Annotated in this window: 16 protein-coding genes, 2 tRNA genes and 1 pseudogene; 15 read left to right on the top strand and 4 right to left on the bottom strand. The window is 67.1% G+C overall.

The features are described from left to right. Window positions 1–120: 120 nt before the first annotated feature. The gene (locus GBRO_RS10015; RefSeq protein ID WP_012833834.1) at window positions 121–2,148 is read right to left on the bottom strand and encodes a cytochrome c oxidase assembly protein; all 2,028 of its coding nucleotides are present in this window, start codon (window positions 2,146–2,148) and stop codon (window positions 121–123) included. Between the two features lie 140 nt (window positions 2,149–2,288). Here GBRO_RS10015 and GBRO_RS10010 point away from each other — a divergent pair. From GBRO_RS10010 to GBRO_RS10000, 3 genes are all read left to right on the top strand, one after another. Further along, window positions 2,289–2,362: transfer RNA gene (locus tag GBRO_RS10010), tRNA-Arg, on the top strand. Window positions 2,363–2,579: 217 nt separating this feature from the next. Beyond that, a complete protein-coding gene (locus GBRO_RS10005; RefSeq protein ID WP_012833833.1) occupies window positions 2,580–2,888 on the top strand; it encodes a hypothetical protein in 309 nt (102 codons plus the stop codon). After that, window positions 2,885–4,654, top strand: coding sequence for an alpha/beta hydrolase (locus tag GBRO_RS10000; RefSeq protein ID WP_227892872.1), 1,770 nt, complete (start codon window positions 2,885–2,887; stop codon window positions 4,652–4,654). The genes GBRO_RS10005 and GBRO_RS10000 overlap by 4 nt, the downstream gene beginning before the upstream one ends. Here the strand turns inward: GBRO_RS10000 and GBRO_RS09995 are convergent. Next, a pseudogene (locus tag GBRO_RS09995) lies at window positions 4,638–5,982 on the bottom strand (uracil-xanthine permease family protein). The gene GBRO_RS10000 and the pseudogene GBRO_RS09995 overlap by 17 nt on opposite strands. 118 nt (window positions 5,983–6,100) lie before the next feature. Between GBRO_RS09995 and GBRO_RS09990 the strand changes: the two are divergent. From GBRO_RS09990 to cmrA, 7 genes are all read left to right on the top strand, one after another. Next, a complete protein-coding gene (locus GBRO_RS09990; protein WP_041919836.1) occupies window positions 6,101–6,598 on the top strand; it encodes an RrF2 family transcriptional regulator in 498 nt (165 codons plus the stop codon). 56 nt (window positions 6,599–6,654) lie between these two features. Further along, window positions 6,655–7,836, top strand: a complete 1,182-nt coding sequence (locus GBRO_RS09985) for a globin domain-containing protein (protein WP_012833830.1) — start codon at window positions 6,655–6,657, stop codon at window positions 7,834–7,836. Further along, the gene (locus tag GBRO_RS09980; RefSeq protein WP_012833829.1) at window positions 7,833–8,264 is read left to right on the top strand and encodes a hypothetical protein; all 432 of its coding nucleotides are present in this window, start codon (window positions 7,833–7,835) and stop codon (window positions 8,262–8,264) included. The genes GBRO_RS09985 and GBRO_RS09980 overlap by 4 nt, the downstream gene beginning before the upstream one ends. A gap of 89 nt (window positions 8,265–8,353) precedes the next feature. Continuing rightward, a complete protein-coding gene (locus tag GBRO_RS09975) occupies window positions 8,354–8,899 on the top strand; it encodes a PadR family transcriptional regulator (RefSeq protein ID WP_012833828.1) in 546 nt (181 codons plus the stop codon). Between the two features lie 58 nt (window positions 8,900–8,957). After that, window positions 8,958–11,021, top strand: coding sequence for an NADPH-dependent 2,4-dienoyl-CoA reductase (locus GBRO_RS09970; RefSeq protein ID WP_012833827.1), 2,064 nt, complete (start codon window positions 8,958–8,960; stop codon window positions 11,019–11,021). Between the two features lie 99 nt (window positions 11,022–11,120). After that, complete coding sequence (locus GBRO_RS09965; RefSeq protein WP_012833826.1) at window positions 11,121–11,627, top strand: nitroreductase family deazaflavin-dependent oxidoreductase; 507 nt, start codon at window positions 11,121–11,123, stop codon at window positions 11,625–11,627. Between the two features lie 23 nt (window positions 11,628–11,650). Continuing rightward, window positions 11,651–12,457, top strand: coding sequence for a mycolate reductase (gene cmrA, locus GBRO_RS09960; RefSeq protein ID WP_012833825.1), 807 nt, complete (start codon window positions 11,651–11,653; stop codon window positions 12,455–12,457). Between the two features lie 22 nt (window positions 12,458–12,479). Here the strand turns inward: cmrA and GBRO_RS09955 are convergent, their stop codons facing one another. Beyond that, complete coding sequence (locus GBRO_RS09955; RefSeq protein ID WP_012833824.1) at window positions 12,480–14,081, bottom strand: helicase HerA-like domain-containing protein; 1,602 nt, start codon at window positions 14,079–14,081, stop codon at window positions 12,480–12,482. 54 nt (window positions 14,082–14,135) lie between these two features. Between GBRO_RS09955 and orn the strand changes: the two genes are divergently transcribed. The 4 genes from orn (at window position 14,136) to GBRO_RS09935 (ending at window position 16,737) form a co-directional block, all read left to right on the top strand. After that, window positions 14,136–14,735, top strand: coding sequence for an oligoribonuclease (orn, locus tag GBRO_RS09950; RefSeq protein ID WP_041919835.1), 600 nt, complete (start codon window positions 14,136–14,138; stop codon window positions 14,733–14,735). Window positions 14,736–14,838: 103 nt separating this feature from the next. After that, window positions 14,839–14,911: transfer RNA gene (locus GBRO_RS09945), tRNA-His, on the top strand. 173 nt (window positions 14,912–15,084) lie between these two features. Then, window positions 15,085–15,429: a YciI family protein gene (locus tag GBRO_RS09940; RefSeq protein WP_012833822.1), complete on the top strand. Its 345-nt coding sequence runs from the start codon at window positions 15,085–15,087 to the stop codon at window positions 15,427–15,429. Between the two features lie 3 nt (window positions 15,430–15,432). Next, window positions 15,433–16,737: an RNA polymerase sigma factor gene (locus tag GBRO_RS09935; protein WP_012833821.1), complete on the top strand. Its 1,305-nt coding sequence runs from the start codon at window positions 15,433–15,435 to the stop codon at window positions 16,735–16,737. A 197-nt stretch (window positions 16,738–16,934) separates the two neighbouring features. On the opposite strand, the gene GBRO_RS09930 is transcribed toward GBRO_RS09935, so the two are convergent. Continuing rightward, on the bottom strand, window positions 16,935–17,168 hold the full coding sequence (locus GBRO_RS09930) for a hypothetical protein (RefSeq protein ID WP_147290646.1): 234 nt from the start codon (window positions 17,166–17,168) through the stop codon (window positions 16,935–16,937). 193 nt (window positions 17,169–17,361) lie between these two features. Here GBRO_RS09930 and GBRO_RS09925 point away from each other — a divergent pair, with 193 nt between their 5' ends. Then, entirely contained in the window at window positions 17,362–19,113 is a 1,752-nt protein-coding gene (locus tag GBRO_RS09925; RefSeq protein ID WP_012833819.1) for a hypothetical protein, read from the top strand. Window positions 19,114–19,121: the final 8 nt, after the last annotated feature.

The following is a 19,121-nucleotide window of genomic DNA, read 5'->3' as shown; positions in this document are numbered from 1 at the left end:
CGGCCTCCTGCATGTTGTGTGGCCACGGGATGTGTGGCTGCACAACAGCATCGACCGTCACCCGGCACTCACGGCCTCGTCGCCGCGATCTGTGGACAACTCGGCGGATTCGAGCCGATGTCAGCGACCGCTGTTGAGTTGTTTGAGCATCTCGTTGTAGTCGCCGAGTTCGGCGTCGTGGTCGCGTTCGGCACGCCGATCGTAGCGTCGGGCCTGTCGGTCATCGGTGCGTCGCCACTGCACCAGCAGCGCGAGCATGATCACCACGAGGGGTATTTCACCTGCCGCCCAGGCGATTCCACCGCCCACCCGCTGGTCGGCGTACAGGTCGGAATTCCACGGTAGGTTCAGGCCGCGGTAGTAGGACTCGGCGATCACCGCACTCGTCATCATCAACGCCACTCCGAAGAAGGCGTGGAACGGCAGCGAGCCCCAGACGATCCCGAGTTTGGCCACCGGCGACACCTGACGCGGAGCCGGATCGATACCGATCACCAGCCAGTAGAAGAGATAACCGCTGAGCAGGAAATGCAGGTTCATCAGCAGATGCGCCGCGTGATACGGAACCACCGCCTCGAATAGTCCGCCCAGGTAGAGCAGATAGAAGCTGCCGACGAACATCACCGCGGCGACGAGCGGATGGGTCAAAAAGCGCGACGGCGCGCTGTGGATGGCGGCCTGAATCCATTCTCGCGGGCCCGGCGGATTGCCGCGGCCGGCCGGTGGCAGCGCACGCAACGCCAGGGTGACCGGGCCGCCGAGGACCAGCAGGACCGGGATCATCATCGACAACATCATGTGCGCGATCATGTGCACGCTGAACATCGCCGGACCGTAGCGACCCAGGCCCGACGACGTCGCGAAAAGCAGCAGCGCACACCCGAGCAGCCACGCCACCGTCCGACCGACCGGCCACCCGTCGCCACGGCGGCGCAACCGCACCACACCGCGGAGGTAGACCAGGGCGGCAACGATCGCGAAGGTTCCGAAGATGAGGTCGAATCGCCAGTCGGTCATGATCCGGCCGAACGACGGCGGCGCGTCGAGCCGGTAACCGATCTCACTCTCCACGACCGTCAGATCGGTGCTCGCCAGGTCCGGAGGCGGTGTGCGTGACAGGCCAACAGCGAGCCCGAAGGTGAGCGCAAACACGACGACTTCCACCAGACCGAAACGAACGAATGCCGATCGTCCGGGCGGATCGCTCTCGAGCCGGGCGATCGTGGACCGCCGATGCCACGCCCCCAGCGCGCCGAGCACCACCAGCGCCGCCGTCTTCGCCAGCACCAGCCGTCCATAGGTGTCACTGAACAGATCACCCACCGGCACCCGGACCAATGCGTTGATGACGCCACTGACACCCACCACCACGATGCACCAGAACGCGACCCGCGAATACCGTCGCACCGCGAGGGAACGCCACCGGCCCATCGCAAGTGCATAGGTCACGACGGCCGCCAGGCCACCCATCCACAAGGTGGCCCCGACGATGTGCAGGATCAGGCTGTTGGTCGCCAGATCATGGTTGCCGCCCGTCGACGAATGACCGGCCAGCGCCACCGGCATCAGGCTGAGCACGGAGAACGCGATGGTGATGAAGGTGAGTCCCCACCGGAGCGTGACGCGCGCGACCACGGCCGCGATAACCGCGAAGATCGCGGTCCACATCCACGTTCCGACGTCGGCCACCTGCCCGTACACCTTGATCAGATTGTCCGGCCGCATGGTGGTGGACAGCGGTTGACCGCTCACGTTGGACACCGACAACGGCATCATCAGCACAGCGCAGATCGCCCAGATCAACGCGGCGCTCGACGCGACCCGGATCGCCCGGAAACCACCGACGTCGAGTACGCCGTCGCCCTGCGGTGGCACGAAGAATGCGGCGAACACCGCCGACCCGAGCGCGATCGCCGCAGCGACCTCGCCGATGGCCGTCACCGCGGGCACGCCATAGGTGGTCAGCGCGCCGGGATCGGGAACGCCGGCCAGCTGCAACGCGGAGACGGCAGAGACCCCGGTGACGGCAATCGCCATCACCGCGGCGATCCAGGTGCTTGCCCAGAGCACTCCGGCGACGGCTCCGCGCGGTTCACGCATCGAGTCGCGAACCGGCTCGGTCGCCGGTTGCGGCGTCGTGCGGGTCATCCCTCAACTGTAGGACGTGCCCGATCGTGGCCACGCCGCACCATCCGAGGCGTGCGACCCGACGGTGACCCATGTCGTAGACTCCAACTGCCTGTTGGGTCGACGATCGAACAGGCGGCCGGTGGTGACCACCGACCCAAGCCTCCGTAGCTCAGGTGGATAGAGCAAGGGCCTTCTAATCCCGAGGTCGCAGGTTCGAGTCCTGCCGGGGGCACCGTGACATCCTTGCCGGCCTCCGGCCGGTGTGACATCCTCCTCGCGTCCGGCCGGTGTGACACCTTTGCCGGCCTCCGGCCGGTCCGCCCCGGACCTCATCGCGCCGGCTGTGGAGAACCTCGGAACCCGGTGCAACCACCACACGTCCAACCTCACAGCCGGACATCCGGCGTCATCGCGTTCACCGTGGCATTGCCACACCGATGGAGGTTCCCATGAGCAACTTCACGTCGATCACCCATTTCGGCATCGAACAGGAGGAGGTCACCGCGATCGCCGACACCTGGCATCAACAGCACGTCGTGGTGCACAGCATCGCCTTCGATACCCTCGGTGCGACGACCGGACCGGCGAGCAGCGTCGTCGCCGCGCTACGCGCCGTCCAGCAGCCGGCGGAGAATGCGGCCCGGTCCATCGGCGCTCGACTCGGTGACCTGAGTGCACGGCTGCGTGCCTTCAACGTCGAGGCCGCCGCTACCGATCACGGGGCGGCCGGTGGCCTGCTGCAACTTCAGGAGCGATGATGCGTCCGACCATTTCTCAACTGCAGCAATGGAATACCGACTCGATCGGAGCCGCTGCGGCCAACGTGGGCAGCGCCGCCTACACCCTGGACGACTGCCTGGATACCGCGATCCGGGCGGTGCAGGACGCCCGATACTGGTATGGCGCGACCAAGCGGGCCGCGTCGTTGCGTATCGGGCAGGAGCAGGATCATGCGCACGAGGTGCGCAATGTCCTGCAACAGATCGCCGATGCCGCCGCCGACGCGGGCACCGACCTCGCCTACGCCCGAGACCACGTCCTGAACAATGTCTTTCTCGCCCGGTTCCTCGGCTTCACGGTGTCCGACACCGGGGCGGTCACGCTGGCTGACGGTGAGACCACCTCGGACACAGAACAATTCGCTGCCACCATCAGTGCCGGGTTGGACACCGTCGCGACCACGGACGACACCTACGGCCGGCGCATCTCCACCCTGGTCGAGGATCTGGCCGGGATGGTCAACGGTCAACCCGACGTCACCCTTCCCGGTGGCGAACGGATCGACGCCGATCAGGCGGTGCACATGCTCCGCAACCTCTCTCCCGATCAGCGGCGCGCGGTGCTGAGCCGGATGAGCGCCGACGACATCCGTCACCTCATCCAGGCCGACCCGGACACGATGGGCAACCTCGACGGCGTACCGTTCGAGCACCGGATCACCGCCAACGAGAACAACATTCGTAATGCGCTGGCCGACGAGATCCAAGCCGGCCGTGGCGACGGTGCGCGCGCCGGCCACCTGCGCGCCATGCTCGAGCAGGTCGACGACCCATATCCCGTGCCCGGCGCCATCGATCGGCAATCACCGCGCCAGTTCATCGTCTTCCACAACACCGGCAACGGGCGCACGGTGGAGATGATCGGGCGCATGGGGCCCGGGATTCGCAATGCAACCGTCTACGTTCCCGGCAAGGGCACCACAATGGCCGGCACCGCACCGATCGACGGGACCAACCGCAAGGCCGGGTTCAATCTCGCCCAGCAGACCCGCGGTCCGGTCTTCGTCTATGTCGACGGTGATCTTCCCCAGACCTACCCCGAAGCAACGCAGACACGATTCGCCGCGGACACGGCACCCCGGCTCGTCGGTTTCGGGCACGAACTCGACGTCGAACTCGCTACGCACGCGCCCGGTACGACGAGGACCTACATCGGACACTCCTATGGCGGCTCGATCGTCGGGACCGCCGAACAACTGGGATTGAAGGCCGACAACATCATTCACGCCTCGTCGGCCGGCACCGGCATTCTCGACCGGCCGCACAACCCCGACATCCACCACTACTCGATGACCTTTCCGGGAGACATCATCCAGGAGACCCAGCAGCTGCCGTTCAACCCGCACGGCTCCGATCCGGACACCGCACCCGGCTACACCCGCCTCGACACCGGCACCTACGTCAAGGACGGGGTCACCTACGACTCCGGACCCGGCGCCCACGGCGGCTACTGGGATGACCCCGGCTCGACGGCATTTCGCAACATGGTCAAGGTCATCACCGGCCAACAGCCCGATCTCTATGTGTACCGCGAACCCGACACCTACTCCGAGCAGGCCGACGATCTGCTCGACAAGGCGGGCAGGATCTTCGGCGGCCCGGCGTGGCAGTTCTACGCCCATCGCGAAGACGCCGCGACGGCGGCCGAGCGGTTACTCGACGCGCTCACCGGGACCGACGACGCGCGCGGTGCGGTACGCGGGCCGGCCGGTGGCACATTCGGGCGACTCACGCCCGGCGGGTGACCCCCGCGGTGCCGCGCCACCCGCCGATCAGGTTCATGCTGTGGAAGATGACCAGCGCCGCGATCGCGCCGAGCGCGATTCCCCCGAAGTCGAGATCGCCGATCTTCCACTGGAAGTCGGCGATGCCGATCACCAGTGGGATGGCCGCGGTGAACTGGTTGATCGGGAGCCCGAAGTCGAGGCGGTTGCTGACCCAGATGTGGACGCCGATGATGCCGACGAGTCCGTACAGGGCCGTGGTCACCCCGCCGAGCACCCCCGCGGGGATGGAGTCGATGACAGCACCCACCTTGGGTGAGAGACCCAGCAGCACGGCCGCGACACCGGCGATCCAGTAGGCCGCCGTCGAGTAGATCTTGGTGGCCGCCATCACCCCGATGTTCTCGGCGTAGGTGGTGGTCGCCGAGCCGCCGCCGCTGCCCGCGAGAATGGTGGCCAGACCGTCGGGCGGCCAGGGCGCGGCCCATGCGCTTGTCGTAGTCGATGCCGGTCATGACGCCCACCGACTTCACGTGTCCGATGTTCTCGACCACCAGCACGAGCACGACGGGCAGAAACAGCGGAATCACCGACAGGTGGAACGTCGGGGTCTGGAAGTCGGGCAGCCCGATCCAGGACGCCGCGCCGATCGGGCCGGTGTCGACCTCACCGCGGGCGAGCGCGAACAGATAGCCGAGGATCACGCTGGCGACGATGGCCAGTCGGCCGAGCAGACCGCGGAAAACGACCACGCACAACACCAGCAACACGAGGACGACGGTGGCGGTGATCGCGTCCTTCTCGTAGTTGGTCTTGGCAGTGGGCGCCAGGTTCAGGCCGATGAGCGCGACGATGGTGCCGGTCACGATGGGCGGCATCAGCACCTCGATCCAGCCGGTGCCGGCCAGATGGCTGATCACACCGATCACCACGAGTGCGACGCCGACGAACACGATGCCACCCAGCGCCGAGGACTGCCCGTGTGAGGCGGTCGCCGCGCCCACCGGCGCGATGATGGCAAAGCTCGAGCCCAGATAGCTCGGCAACCGGTTGCGCGTGATCAGCAGGAAGAGCAGCGTGCCGATACCGGAGAACAGCAGCGTGGTCGCCGGCGGGAAGCCGGTGAGCACCGGCACCAGAAAGGTCGCCCCGAACATGGCCACCACGTGCTGCAGTCCGATGCTGACGGTGCGTGGCCAACTGAGCCGCTCACCCGGACCCACCACCTCCCCGACCGCGACCGCGTCGATACGACGCCACCCGAAGAACCGCGTCCCGTCGTCCCGTTCGACGGAGGGTGTGTGAGGCCGATCGGGGGTTGGCGATCCGGAGGTCTGCGGTCCAGTCATGCGCCAAGTCTGCGGGACTGCCGCGCCCCGCGCCGGATGTGTCGCGAACTCACCCCGGTGACGGGGATCACCCGGCTTTAATATGCATCTCAGATGCCAATTATGGTTCACTCAGACCATGCAACTCACCCGGTTCACCGACATCGGACTCCGGGTCGTCATGCGCCTGGTCGCCGCGGAGGCCGCTGCTCGCGAGACCGCTTCTGGCCCACCGACTCTCACCACCAAGGACCTGGCCGCCGAACTGGCCGTGCCCTATACGCACGTGGCCAAGGTGGTCAGTAGGCTGTCCGAGCTCGGCGTCGTCCATTCCCGTCGCGGACGCTCGGGAGGTCTCATGATCACCGACCTCGGCCGCGCGGCCCGGGTCGGCTGGCTCGCCGAGACACTGGAGGGCCCCGGCGAGGTGGTGGACTGCAACAGTCCGGAACCGTGCCCCCTGCGCGCCGCCTGCCACCTGCGGGGCGCACTCGCACAGGCACGCAATGCGTTCTTCCGCAGCCTCGACGAGCACGCCATCGTCGACCTCGTCGCCCAGCCGACCGGTGGTGTCCTGCTCAACCTGCAACCGCGCCGACGCACCGAGAAGACCGGGTCCCACACGCAGGCGCGCTAGTACCCCACACCTGACAGTCCAATCCCACCACCCTCGAAAAGGAAACGGAGACAACCATGCTCACCGACTCACAGCGCGCGACGCTGGCCGCCACCCTGCCCGCGGTCCAGGGCGCACTCGGCGAGATCACCCCAGCGTTCTACCGCCGGCTCTTCGCCGCCCACCCCACCCTGCTCGACAACCTGTTCAACCGCACCCATCAGCAGTCCGGCGAACAGCCGCAGGCGCTGGCCGGATCCATCGCCGCCTTCGCCGCCCTGCAGCTCGAACCCGACATCCGCCGTCAGCGGTTCATCATCGACCGGATCGCACACAAGCACGCCTCCCTCGGCGTCACGCGCGACCAGTACGAGGTGGTGCACGAGCACCTCTTCGCGGCGATCATCGAGGTACTCGGTGAGGCGGTCACACCGGCGGTCGCCGACGCCTGGGACCAGTTGTACTGGGACATGGCCGATCTACTCATCACCACCGAAGCCGGCCTCTATGCCGAGGCGGGGGTCAAACCCGGCGCGGTGTGGCGTGACGTCCGCGTCGTCGAGCGTGCTCAGGTCTCTCCCGACACCATCGCCCTGACCCTCGCGGCCGACGATGGCGATCTGCCGACTTTCCGTCCCGGACAGTACATCTCGGTACAGGTACCGCTCGCCGACGGCGCCCGGCAGATCCGCCAGTACAGCCTGACCGGCGCGTCGACCGACCCCCGGTGGACGTTCAGCGTCAAGCTCGCCGGCGAGGTGTCCGGGCACCTGCACGAGCACGTCTTCGAGGGCGACCGCCTCCATGTCAGCATGCCGTTCGGCGATCTCGTTCTGCCCGAGGATGATTCGCCCGTCGTCCTGGCGTCGGCCGGCATCGGGTGCACGCCGGTGATCGGGCTGTTGACCGCTCTGGCCGAGACCGCCGATCCGCGGCCGGTGACCGTCCTGCACGCCGACCGGTCACGCAACCGCCAGCCCCACCGCGGCCGCCTGGCCGCACTCGTCGAGTCACTGCCCGCCGGACGGCTGGTCCAGTGGTATGAAGACGGCGCCGATCATCTCGCCTCCGAACAGATCCGCGTCGGGACGATGTCCCTCGATGACGTCGAGATCGACACAGCCGCCCACGTCATGCTGTGCGGTCCCACCGGATTCCTGTCCGCGATGCGCGGGCAGCTCCTCGACCGCGACGTTCCCGAATCGCGAATCCACTACGAGACCTTCGGACCGGAGCTGATGCGCACCGGTGCCCGATGAGCACCCCGGCGGCGGTGCTCATCGCCGTGACCTTCCTCTGGCTCGGCATGGTCATCGCGATCTCGTTCATCGAGGCGCCGCTGAAGTTCCGGGCACCCGGGGTGACGATCCCGATCGGACTGGGCATCGGCCGCCTGGTGTTCCGTGCGCTCAACACCGTTGAAGCGATCTGCGCGATCGTCGTGGTGGCCGCCGTCGTCGCCGGTGGCTGGACGGGGGCTGCCGTCCCGGTCACCGCCGGCGTCGCGGTCATCGCCCTCGTCGTCCAGCTCGTCGGCGTACGCCCGATGCTGACCCGGCGCTCCGATCAGGTCCTCGCCGGGCATGAGGGACCTCGCAGCCGGACCCACTTCGTCTATGTGGGGCTTGAGCTGGTGAAGGTGATCGCCCTGGTGTGGTTGGGAGTCGCCGCGCTGGCCGGTTCGTAGACGTACCCCACCGTCCACCTCCGCACTATGCAACCGCGTTCATATACACGCTGTTGCATAGTGCGGAGGTGCGGTGTTAGGTTCGGGGCATGGCGCTCGAACACGCGATCCTCGTCTCCCTGGCCGAACGCCCGGGCACCGGATACGAGATCGGCCAGCAGTTCGACCGGTCGATCGGCTATTTCTGGTCGGCGACCCATCAGCAGATCTACCGGACGCTCAAGAAGCTGCACTCGGAGGGACTGGTCAGTTTCGAATCCGTCAGCCAGGACGGCCGGCCCGACAAGAAGCTCTACACGATCTCCGAGTCCGGCCGAAAGGTGCTGGCGGACTGGGCGATGAGCCCCACCCCGTTGCAACCGCTGCACAGCGACCTCGGCGTGAAGCTGCGGGCCGCCGAGTTCGGCGATCTCGCCGCGATCATCGGCGAACTGAAAGCGCACCGCGATGAACATCTCGCGCAGTTGCAGCTCTACCGCGGATTCGCCGACGACTACTACCCCGCACCCGAGACCCTCACCGGCCGCAAGCTGCACCAGTACCTGGTGCTGCGCGGCGGCATCCGGCAAGAAGAGGGATTCATCGACTGGTGCGATGAGGTCATCGTCGCCCTCGAACGCGAGCTCTCCTCCTGACCGCCCCGAACCCCGACCGCCGACTGATGCACCACCCACCGAGATGAGAGGCAACGCCATGTCAGCCCACACGGCCGAGCGTAACCCCCACTACCCCAACCTGTTCGAGCCCCTGCAGATCGGCGGGATGACCCTGCCGAACCGGATCGTCATGGGATCGATGCACACCGGCCTCGAGGACCGGGTCTGGGATACCGACAAGCTCGCCGCGTACTTCGCCGAGCGGGCCAAAGGCGGTGCGGGACTCATCATCACCGGCGGATTCGCCACCAGCCGCACCGGCGTGCTCTCCCCCGCCGGCGGCAAGATGACCAACATCCTCGAGGTCAAACGCCACCAACGGATCACCCGGGCCGTGCACGCCGAGGGCGGCAAGATCGCCATGCAGCTCATCCACGCCGGCCGCTACGGCTACAACCCGTTCAAGGTCGCCGCAGGTTCCGAGCCGTCGCCGATCCACCCGTTCAAGCATCTGAAGATGACCGAACCGATTGTGTGGCACATCATCCGGACCTTCGGACGGTCCGCCAAGCTGGCTCGCCAGGCGGGGTACGACGCGGTCGAGATCATGGGCGGCGAGGGATACCTCATCAACCAGTTCCTCTGCCCGCACACCAACGACCGCACCGACAAGTGGGGCGGCACCACCGAGAACCGTCAGCGCTTCCTGGTGGAGGTCATCAAGGAGATGCGTCGGCAGGTGCCGCGCGATTTCCCCATCATCCTGCGCCAGTCCATCGCCGACTTCGTTCGCAAGGGCCAGACCTGGGACGAGATCGCGCTGATGGCCCGCAAAGCCGAGGAATACGGCGTCGACGCGATCAACACCGACATCGGCTGGCACGAGGCCCAGGTGCCCACCATCGTCACCTCGGTTCCGCGCGGTGCCTTCGTCAAGTTCACCGAGCGTCTGCGTGACCAGGTGTCCATCCCGCTGATCGCCGCGAACCGGATCAACACCGCCGAGCAGGCCGAGGAGGTCCTCGAACGCGGGCGCGTCGACGCCATCCAGATGGCTCGTCCGTTCCTGGCCGATCCGCATCTGCCCAACAAGGCGCGCGAGGGCCGCGCCGACGAGATCAACACCTGCATCGGCTGCAACCAGGCCTGCCTCGACCACGCCTTCGTCGGCAAACACGTGTCCTGCCTGGTCAACCCGCGCGCCGGCCGGGAGACCACCCTGATTCTGGGCCCCACCCGCAAGGCCAAGCGCGTCGCCGTCATCGGCGCCGGCCCGGCCGGGTTGTCCGCGGCGGTCTCGGCCGCCGAACGCGGGCATCGGGTGGACCTCTACGAGGGTGGCGAGCACATCGGCGGCCAGTTCTCCATCGCCTCGCGCATCCCCGGCAAGGAGGAGTTCACCGAGACGATCCGCTACTTCACGCGCCAGCTCGAGATCAACAACGTCAACGTTCACCTCAACACACGGGTCAGCGCCGAGCAGATCATCGCCGAACGCTACGACGACGTCATCATCGCGACCGGCGTCGTCCCGCGCATCCCGCAGATCGACGGCATCGATCATCCGATGGTGATGTCCTACGCCGAGGCGGTGCTCGGGCACCGCGAGATCGGCAAGCGTGTCGCCGTGATCGGTGCGGGCGGAATCGGTTTCGACGTCAGCGAATTCCTGGTCACCGACGAGTCCCCGTCGCTCAACCTCAAGGAGTGGGAGCAGGAGTGGGGTGTCACCGAGGACGGTGACAAGCCCGGTTTTGTCACCAAACCCCGTCCGCTGCCGGCGATCCGGCAGGTCTACCTGGTCCAGCGCAAGCCCGGCCGCCAGGGCAAGTCGCTGGGCAAGACCAGCGGCTGGGTGCACCGCGCGGTGATCAAGATGAAAGGCGTCGAACAGATCTCGGGTGCGCACTACGACAAGATCGACGACGCGGGTCTGCACCTGAGCTTCCGCGACGAGGAGGGGAAGGTGACCGACACCCGCATCCTCGAGGTCGACAACGTGGTGGTGTGCGCCGGCCAGGAGTCGGTCCGCGAACTGGTGGACCCGCTGACCGTCGCCGGGGTGACCACCCACGTGATCGGTGGGGCCGACTACGCGGGCGAGCTCGACGCCAAGCGTGCGATCCGGCAGGGCACCGAGGTGGCCGCCGGCATCGGCTGACTCCGGCCGCAGAGCCGGCGTGCTCTCGACGTCGCCCGATGCGTCCGCACGTGTCGGGCGAAGTCGCTACGCTGCCCGGGGACAACACAGGAGAACTGCATGACACAGGTGTTCCCGGAGCGCCGCTGGGGATCGGAGACCAGTCCCCTCCGCCGCCCCCTGACCGCGTTCGCATGTTCGGGCCCAGGGTCCTGGGCGATCCGCACGCTCGCTCCGCTCGACCGCAGAATCCTGCATTCCTCGGGCGGGCGCTACACGATGCTCGGACCCATCGGTGCGCCGACGATGCTACTCACCACCACCGGACGGCGATCAGGACAGCCGAGGACCAGCCCGTTGCTCTATCACCGGGAGGACCCCGACCTGCATGTCGTGGGCTCCAATTTCGGGCAGGAGCATCATCCGGCCTGGACCTGGAATCTGCTGGCCCATCCCGAATGCTCGGTCAACACCGCCGGGATCGAGGTCGCGGCGACGGCCACGCCCGTCGTCGGGGCAGAACGCGATCGGGTCTATGCCGAGTTCGAGCGCCTGGTACGCGTGTACTCGGTCTATCGCGGACGCACCGATCGCCCCATCCAGGTGTTCCGGCTGACCGCCACCTGAGCGCTGGTCTCTATCATTGCGGCATGCCTGTGCCGCCTCCATCCGCCGCCACCCGAGCCATCGTTACCGGGGCATCGTCCGGGATCGGGATGGAGTTGGCCCGCGCACTTGCGGCGCGCGGGCACTCCCTGATCTTGGTGGCCCGGCGCGGCGACATCCTCGAGGATCTCGCCGGCGAGTTGCAGGCTCGCCACAGCGTGGTCGCCGAGGTGCGTGCCGTCGACCTGTCCGAGCCTCCGGCGGTGGAGGTCCTCGCCGCCGAATTCGCCGACCGCGAGATCTCGATCCTCTGCAACAATGCCGGCATCGCCACCTTCGGGCCGGTGAGCGAGCTCGACGCCGGTTACGAACGAGCGCAGGTTCTCTTGAACGTCAACGCCGTTCACGATCTCACGCTCGCCGTGATCCCCCAGATGGTCCGACGCGGCTCCGGTGGAATCCTGATGGTGGGGTCGGCCGCGGGCAACATGCCGATCCCCAACAACGCCACCTACGCCGCGACCAAGGCCTTCGTCAACACCTTCAGCGAATCACTCCGCGGGGAGGTGTCGTCGCAGGGCGTGCATGTCACCCTGCTGGCTCCCGGCCCGGTGCGCACCGAGACCCCGTCGGAGCAGGACGCCTCGATTGTGGACAAGATGGTGCCCGGGTTCATGTGGCATTCCAGCGCCAAGGTCGCCGAGATGAGCCTGGATGCCTTGGAGCACAACAAGATGCGGGTCGTTCCGGGCGCCTTGTCGAAGGCCATGTCCGTGGCGGGCGGGTACAGCCCGCGGGCGGTGGTGGCGCCCATCGTCGGATCGTTCTACCGCAAGCTCGGCGACAGCTGAGCCCGGCTGAGCCCACTGGAGGTCAGCGTCGGCGACGCCCGGTGCCGAAGATGGCGCGACTGAACTCGCGTCCGGCCGCACTCGCCGCCGATCGGAGGAAACTCTGCATCGGTTTGCTCGTCAGCACCTCGGTCAGCACGCCGGGTTCCTCCGGCGCCGGCTTGGGCGCGGGAGCAGGTGCCGGCGCGGGAGGCGGCGGTGGAGCCGGGGCGTCTGCTGCTTCGCCCGGCGCCAGCGTCTTGGCAGCGAGTTTTTCATACGCCGATTCGCGGTCGATCGACTCTCCGTATTTCGCGTACAGCGGACTGGCCTGGGCGGCCGCGGTGATGCCCTCAGCCGCAACGGCTTCCATCGAGGACCGCGGCGCCCGGATCACCGTCCAGGCCACCGGCGTGGGTGCGCCCTTCTCGGAGAGCACGGTCACCACCGCCTCACCGGTGCCCAATGAGGTGAGGGCCGCATCGAGTTTGTACACGTCCGACACCGGGTAGGTCTTGACGGTCTTACTGAGTGCTTTCTGATCGTCGGGGGTGAAGGCGCGCAACGCATGCTGGATGCGGGCACCGAGCTGCGACAGGACCTCGTTGGGGATGTCGGTGGGCAGCTGCGAGCAGAAGAACACCCCAACACCCTTGGACCGGATGAGCTTGACTGTCTGGACAACCTGCGCCACAAAGGCTTTCGAGGCGTCGTTGAACAACAGGTGGGATTCGTCGAAGATGAACACCAGCTTGGGCTTGTCGAGATCACCCACCTCGGGCAGGAATTCGAAGAGGTCGGCCAATATCCACATCAGGAAGGTGGAGAACAGGGCCGGGCGCGCCGCCTGCGCGCCGAGTTCGAACAGGGTGATGATGCCGCGTCCGTCGGCGGCCAGGCGCAGGAGGTCGCCCGGTTCGATCTCCGGTTCCCCGAAGAAGGTGTCCCCGCCGTCGGCCTCGAGGTTGGTGAGTGCCCGCAGGATCACACCCGCCGTCTGTGTGGACACCCCGCCGATCGCCTTCAGTTCCGGTTTGCCCTCGTCACTGGTGAGGTGGGCGATCACCGACCGCAGATCCTTCAGATCGAGCAGCGGCAGACCCTTCTGATCGGCCCAGTGGAAGATGAGCCCGAGTGTGGACTCCTGAGTGTCGTTGAGCCCCAACACCTTGCTCAGCAGGATCGGACCGAATGAAGTGATGGTCGCGCGGATCGGGACGCCGATCCCGGTGGATCCCAGCGACACGAACTCCACCGGATACGCCGTCGGCTGCCAGTCGTCGCCGGTCTGCTGAGCGCGGGTGGAGATCCGATCGCCCGGCGCGCCCGGATTCGACAGACCCGACAGGTCTCCCTTGATGTCGGCCATCACCACGGGAACACCGTTGGCCGAGAGCTGTTCGGCAATGAGCTGCAACGATTTGGTCTTGCCGGTTCCGGTCGCACCGGCAACCAGACCGTGCCGATTCATCATCGCGAGCGGAATCCGCACCCTGGCGGTGGGATCGACCTGACCGTCCACCGACACCGAGCCCAATTCGAGGGAGGCGGACTCGAAGGCGTAGCCGGCGGCGATGCGCTGTGCTGCCTCGTTGGCGGTCGGTCCACTGGCCTCGGTCACGGGGTTCCTCTCGGTCGACGTCATTGCATCCTCGCAACGCAACAATAGCGACCCGCACCTGTTGGATAAGCTCGATGAGTGCAGGACAAACTGGTGTGGATCGATTGTGAGATGACCGGGCTCTCGTTGGAGTCCGACAAACTGATCGAGATCGCGGCCCTGGTGACCGACGGCGACCTCAACATCCTCGGAGAGGGCGTGGACGTGGTGATCCACGCCGACGACGACGCCCTGGCGAACATGCCCGACGTCGTCACCAAGATGCATGCCGACTCCGGGCTCACCGAGGAGGTACGCGCGTCCACGGTCACTCTCGCCGAAGCCGAGAAGCTGGTGCTCGACTACATCCGCGCCCACGTCACCACCGCGGGTGCTGTTCCGCTGGCCGGGAACTCGATCGCCACCGACCGTGGGTTCATCGCCCGCGACATGCCCGAACTCGATGCCTACCTGCACTACCGGATGGTCGACGTCAGCTCCATCAAGGAGTTGAGCCGGCGCTGGTATCCGCGCATCTACTTCGGGCAACCGGAGAAGGGTCTCGCCCACCGTGCGCTGGCCGACATCCGGGAGTCGATCCGAGAGCTCCGCTACTACCGCGCGGCGGCCTTCGTGCCGGCACCGGGACCCGACGCCGACGCGCTCGCCACCATCGTCAGCGACCTCGGGCCGGCCTGAACACGCAGGTCATCAAACGATTGGTGTTCGACGCCGGTCAACGGCTAAAGTATGACCTTGGCTCTGGGACCCAGCGCGAATGCCTGGGTTTCCGACGCCGATGGTGGATGTAGTTCAGTTGGTAGAGCACCAGGTTGTGATCCTGGCTGTCGCGGGTTCGAGTCCCGTCATCCACCCCGACGATGCCCCGTCTGCCATCCGCAGGTGGGGCTTTCTCGATTCGCTAATCCCTTTCACTGTGCTGTCGATACCCGGAGTCGCCGTACGTCACCATGGTGTCGGACCGATCCGGTTCGGCATCATTGGCCACATCGGGACCACCACGTAGTGGCCGAGAACTGGAGGAACGATGAAGTACGCATTGCTGCTCATGGGACATGTCGACGATCCGGCCTGCGGTGAGGAGGGCGGCGCGAGCGCCGAGGAGTTCTTCGCCTTCGACGAGGAGATCACCAAGGCCGGTATCGTCGTCAACTCGTTCGCCCTCGAGGACGAGCGCGCGGTGGTGCACACCGACGACAGCGGGGAGCGGGTGGTGGCGTCGTCCGGACCGTTCGCCGAGGTACGAGAATTCGTCGGCGGGGTGTACGTCATCGACGTCGCAAACGTCGACGAGGCGATCGAGTGGGCCCGACGCAGCCCGGGCTCGGCGCCCGGCGGTCACGTGGAGATCCGGCCGCTCGCGCCGTACTGAACCATGTCTCGTGCGCCACGCCGTTCGGCGGCCGCGGATTCCGTAGAGTCTGCGGCCCGCCGGGCGGTGTCGGGCCTCGACCGAGAGTTCCGCGCGCGGGTACTCGCCACTCTCACCCGCAAGTTCGGCGACCTCGACCTCGCGGAAGACGCGTTGCACGACGCTATTGCGCAGGCCCTGACCACGTGGTCGCGGACCGGTGTCCCGGATTCACCGGAGGCGTGGGTCACGACCACGGCCAAACGCAAGGCACTCGACGTGGTGCGGCGTGAGTCCGTCCTAGCCGACAAGCTCGCCCGGCTGCACGCCGAGGCCGAACGCGCCCCCGCGCCTGCGGGTTTCGCGGATCCGGCCGATGCGCCACCACCGCAACTCCCCGACGAACGGCTGGGTATGTTCTTCGCGTGCACACATCCCGTGCTGCGCGCCGAAGACCGGATCGCCCTCACCCTGCGGTTCGTCGCCGGACTGACCACTGCGGAGGTCGCACACGCGTTGCTGATCGGAGTCCCGACGGCCCAGCAGCGGATCGTGCGGGCCAAGAAGCGGATCGGCGCGCTCGGGGTCCCGTTCACGTCGCCGCGAGACGACGATCTGCCCGGCCGGCTCGGCGGGGTCCTCCGGGTGATCTACTTGCTGTTCTCGGAGGGATACGCCCGCTCGACCGGCGACGCGCACATCCGCGACGATCTCACCGACGAAGCCATCACGCTCGCACGGACCCTGCGCTCTCTGCTCCCCCGCGCGGAGACGTCGGGGCTGCTGGCATTGCTGCTGCTCACCCAGTCCCGCCGTCCGGCGCGACTCGACGGCGACGGGCGGCCCGTTCCGCTGGGCGACCAGAACCGCGAACTCTGGGATCAGAGCCTCTCCGCCGAGGGCACCGCGCTCGCAGAAACCGCTGCGGCACAGTCCGATGCCGGTCCGTACACCATCCAGGCGGCGATCGCCGCCGTGCACGCCGAGGCCCCCACCGCGGGCGATACCGACTGGGCGCAGATCGCGGTCCTGTACCGTCTGCTCGAGGCACACGATCCCGGGCCCGTGGTGCGCGTGGGTCGCGCCGTCGCCGTGGGCCGCGCCTACGGACCGGCGCGGGGCATGACGCTGCTCGACCAGTTGCAGTCGGACCCCAAGCTCGACCGTTTCCGGCCCTTCCACATCGCCCGCGCACTCACACTGTCCGAGCTGGGCGACGACCGCCGCGCGGCAGACGCATACCGCCGCGCGCTCGATCTGCCCGGCAACGACGCCGAGGACGACTACCTCGCCGACGCACTCGCCGGCCTCGGGACCGAGGCCCCCTGACCGCCAGAGGTCAGCATCGGAAGCTGCGATTCAGTGCAGCCGTGAGCCGCTGCGCGATAGCGTCGGAGCGCTGGTGCCGTCCGGTCACGTCGACCCCAGCGGTCGGTCGCAGCCGGACAGAGGGCATCGCAGTGAACTCACGTCGTCGTCGGGGCATAGCCTCAGCAACACCTGCGGTCTGGCTTCCACCACCCCGCTCAGGACGCAGTGCGACCGTCGGCCGACCCGCAGGCGAGCAACCGTCGGCGCGCCACATGCTCGATGGTCTCTCGGGTGACCGCGTCTAGATCCGAACTCTTCAGTACCTCGAGAACGCGGCTGAAATACGCCTCCTCGGTGAGGCCGAACTCCACCATGATGTCCTCCGCGTCGCCCCCACCGAAGCGACTCCACCGTTGCGCAAAGGCCAGCAGACCGTCCATGTGCTCCACACCACAATTGTGGATCATGAAGATGAACGGCCGGTGACGTGTAGGTGAGTGCACCGTGGCGGCGTGCCCCACCGGCCTGTTTCGATTCCCCGGTCAGCGGCGCGCGCCCGGAGTAGCGTCTGGCTGCAGGTTGGTCGGTCATCTGGGGACTCGTGCCCGGTGGTCGGCGCTGTCCGAATCAGGGGGAATCATCATGGGCGTATCTCGTCGGCTACTTGGCATCGCTGCGCTGCTGGTAGTCCCCCTGGTGCTGTGGACGACGATCTTCGCGCCCGCGATCGCCGATGCCGCCCCGACCCGCCCGCAACGCATCGAGACCGGGTACGCCTCGACGTCGCCGGTGACCTCGGTGACAGCGACCGTCGTCCGCGTCCACATCCCTCTCCGGGCGGGTACGCCCCCACATCCGGCGGCCTGTGACTGGTTGTCGTACTTGCGATTTCGCTCGGCGACCGGCCCGGTCCGCTCCGCCGACGCCGATCGGATCGTGGTGGCCCAACCAGGAATCTTCGAGGGTGCCGGCGCATTCGAGAGCGTCGCCCGCAACACCGTCGCGGCCGCCGCACGAGCGGGTTCATCGGTCGAGTTCTGGGCGCTGGACCGACGATCGAACTGCATGGAGGACCACACCGGGATCGCCGCCGCCCTGCGGACCGGATCCTTCGACACCGCGGCCGACTACTACGTCTCCGGCACACCCATAGGCGGACGCCGGTTCGCTGGTTTCCCCGGATTCCCGGCGAATGGACCGCAGTACGCTTGGCTGCGCCATCAAGGGCTCGAACAGACCCTGCGTGACCAGTACGATCTGATGGCCGCCGAGCTACCCGACCAGCGGATGCGCAAGCAGAAGATGGTGTGTGGCGGCCACTCGCTCGGCGGCTTCATCACCGGTTTCTTCGCGGAGTGGGATTTCGACGGCAATCCCGCGACCACGGCCGACGCCGGATTCAATCAGTGCGCCGGCTACGTCGCGCTCGACACCGGCATCACCTCCGACCTCACCTCACTCACCGGCGGACTCGCACTCCCCCGCGGGATGCACATACCCGAGATACCGCCGACGGTCGCTTCGGTTCTGGACACCGTGACCGGTGCGGTCGACACCGCTCTGCCGGTGCTGGCGCTGCCCGCGGTCATCAACCCCGAGACGATGAATCTCCTCGCACTGACCGGCCTCGCAGCGCGCCTGGCCCCCAATGGTGTGGACGACGTCATCCGCCGGCTGCCCCGCAATCTCAACGTCGACATGACGTTGCGGACGTTGCTCGCCAAGGACTATCCGATGTTCCTCACCGGCACACCCGATGTCCGATCGCTGCACGCCACCAACGCCGCGGTTCTCGGTGCGATTCTCGACGACAACTCGCAGCCCTTCGGTTTCCTGCAGGCCAGTGTCGGTTTCATCGGTTCCGGGCCGGTGGTCGCGAAATCGTTTCCGCTGCCCACCTCGCTGGCCAAGCGAATCCCGCTGTCACTGACCGCCTTCGGTGACGCGACCAAGTACGCACCCAACGGTTTTGCACCGGGCATCGTCTACCGCTGGCGTGACTACGATCAGATCGATCCGTCGCTCTACCGCTATACGACCCCCGCCAACGAGGTGACGTCGATTCACGAACTCGCCCGGAGCCTGTCCGAACCGCCGCTGGACTTCACCGAGTGGTACTTCCCCACGGCACTTCCCACGGAGCTGTCGAACCGCAACAGCCCCACCGCATCACGCCATCGGTTCTACCGTGACGCGGCCGCCCGCGCCCCGATGATCACCTTCATCGCCGCCGGCGGCGTGCAGCCGACCCCCACCGCGGACCCGCGCGGCATCGTCGTCACGCTGCCCGGCTACAACCACATCGATGTCCTGACCGCGGCGGCTCGTCAGAACAACGGTCGGCCCGAACAGGTGTCGACGCGGCTGGCCGCGTTCCTCGTCGGGCTCGGCTGATCGGGACC

The organism is Gordonia bronchialis DSM 43247 (assembly GCF_000024785.1).
GTDB classification, from domain to species: Bacteria; Actinomycetota; Actinomycetes; order Mycobacteriales; family Mycobacteriaceae; genus Gordonia; species Gordonia bronchialis.
The sequence above is the reverse complement of the archived record's forward strand: the minus strand, read 5'-3'. Positions and strand labels throughout refer to the sequence as shown.

Bases quoted from the DNA above. Each gene is read 5' to 3' on its own strand.
- GBRO_RS10015 (WP_012833834.1), bottom strand. From the start codon at position 2,148: ATGACCCGCACGACGCCGCAACCGGCGACCGAGCCGGTTCGCGACTCG.
- GBRO_RS10005 (WP_012833833.1), top strand. From the start codon at position 2,580: ATGAGCAACTTCACGTCGATCACCCATTTCGGCATCGAACAGGAGGAG.
- GBRO_RS10000 (WP_227892872.1), top strand. From the start codon at position 2,885: ATGATGCGTCCGACCATTTCTCAACTGCAGCAATGGAATACCGACTCG.
- GBRO_RS09990 (WP_041919836.1), top strand. From the start codon at position 6,101: ATGCAACTCACCCGGTTCACCGACATCGGACTCCGGGTCGTCATGCGC.
- GBRO_RS09985 (WP_012833830.1), top strand. From the start codon at position 6,655: ATGCTCACCGACTCACAGCGCGCGACGCTGGCCGCCACCCTGCCCGCG.
- GBRO_RS09980 (WP_012833829.1), top strand. From the start codon at position 7,833: ATGAGCACCCCGGCGGCGGTGCTCATCGCCGTGACCTTCCTCTGGCTC.
- GBRO_RS09975 (WP_012833828.1), top strand. From the start codon at position 8,354: ATGGCGCTCGAACACGCGATCCTCGTCTCCCTGGCCGAACGCCCGGGC.
- GBRO_RS09970 (WP_012833827.1), top strand. From the start codon at position 8,958: ATGTCAGCCCACACGGCCGAGCGTAACCCCCACTACCCCAACCTGTTC.
- GBRO_RS09965 (WP_012833826.1), top strand. From the start codon at position 11,121: ATGACACAGGTGTTCCCGGAGCGCCGCTGGGGATCGGAGACCAGTCCC.
- cmrA (WP_012833825.1), top strand. From the start codon at position 11,651: ATGCCTGTGCCGCCTCCATCCGCCGCCACCCGAGCCATCGTTACCGGG.
- GBRO_RS09955 (WP_012833824.1), bottom strand. From the start codon at position 14,081: ATGACGTCGACCGAGAGGAACCCCGTGACCGAGGCCAGTGGACCGACC.
- GBRO_RS09940 (WP_012833822.1), top strand. From the start codon at position 15,085: ATGAAGTACGCATTGCTGCTCATGGGACATGTCGACGATCCGGCCTGC.
- GBRO_RS09935 (WP_012833821.1), top strand. From the start codon at position 15,433: ATGTCTCGTGCGCCACGCCGTTCGGCGGCCGCGGATTCCGTAGAGTCT.
- GBRO_RS09925 (WP_012833819.1), top strand. From the start codon at position 17,362: ATGGGCGTATCTCGTCGGCTACTTGGCATCGCTGCGCTGCTGGTAGTC.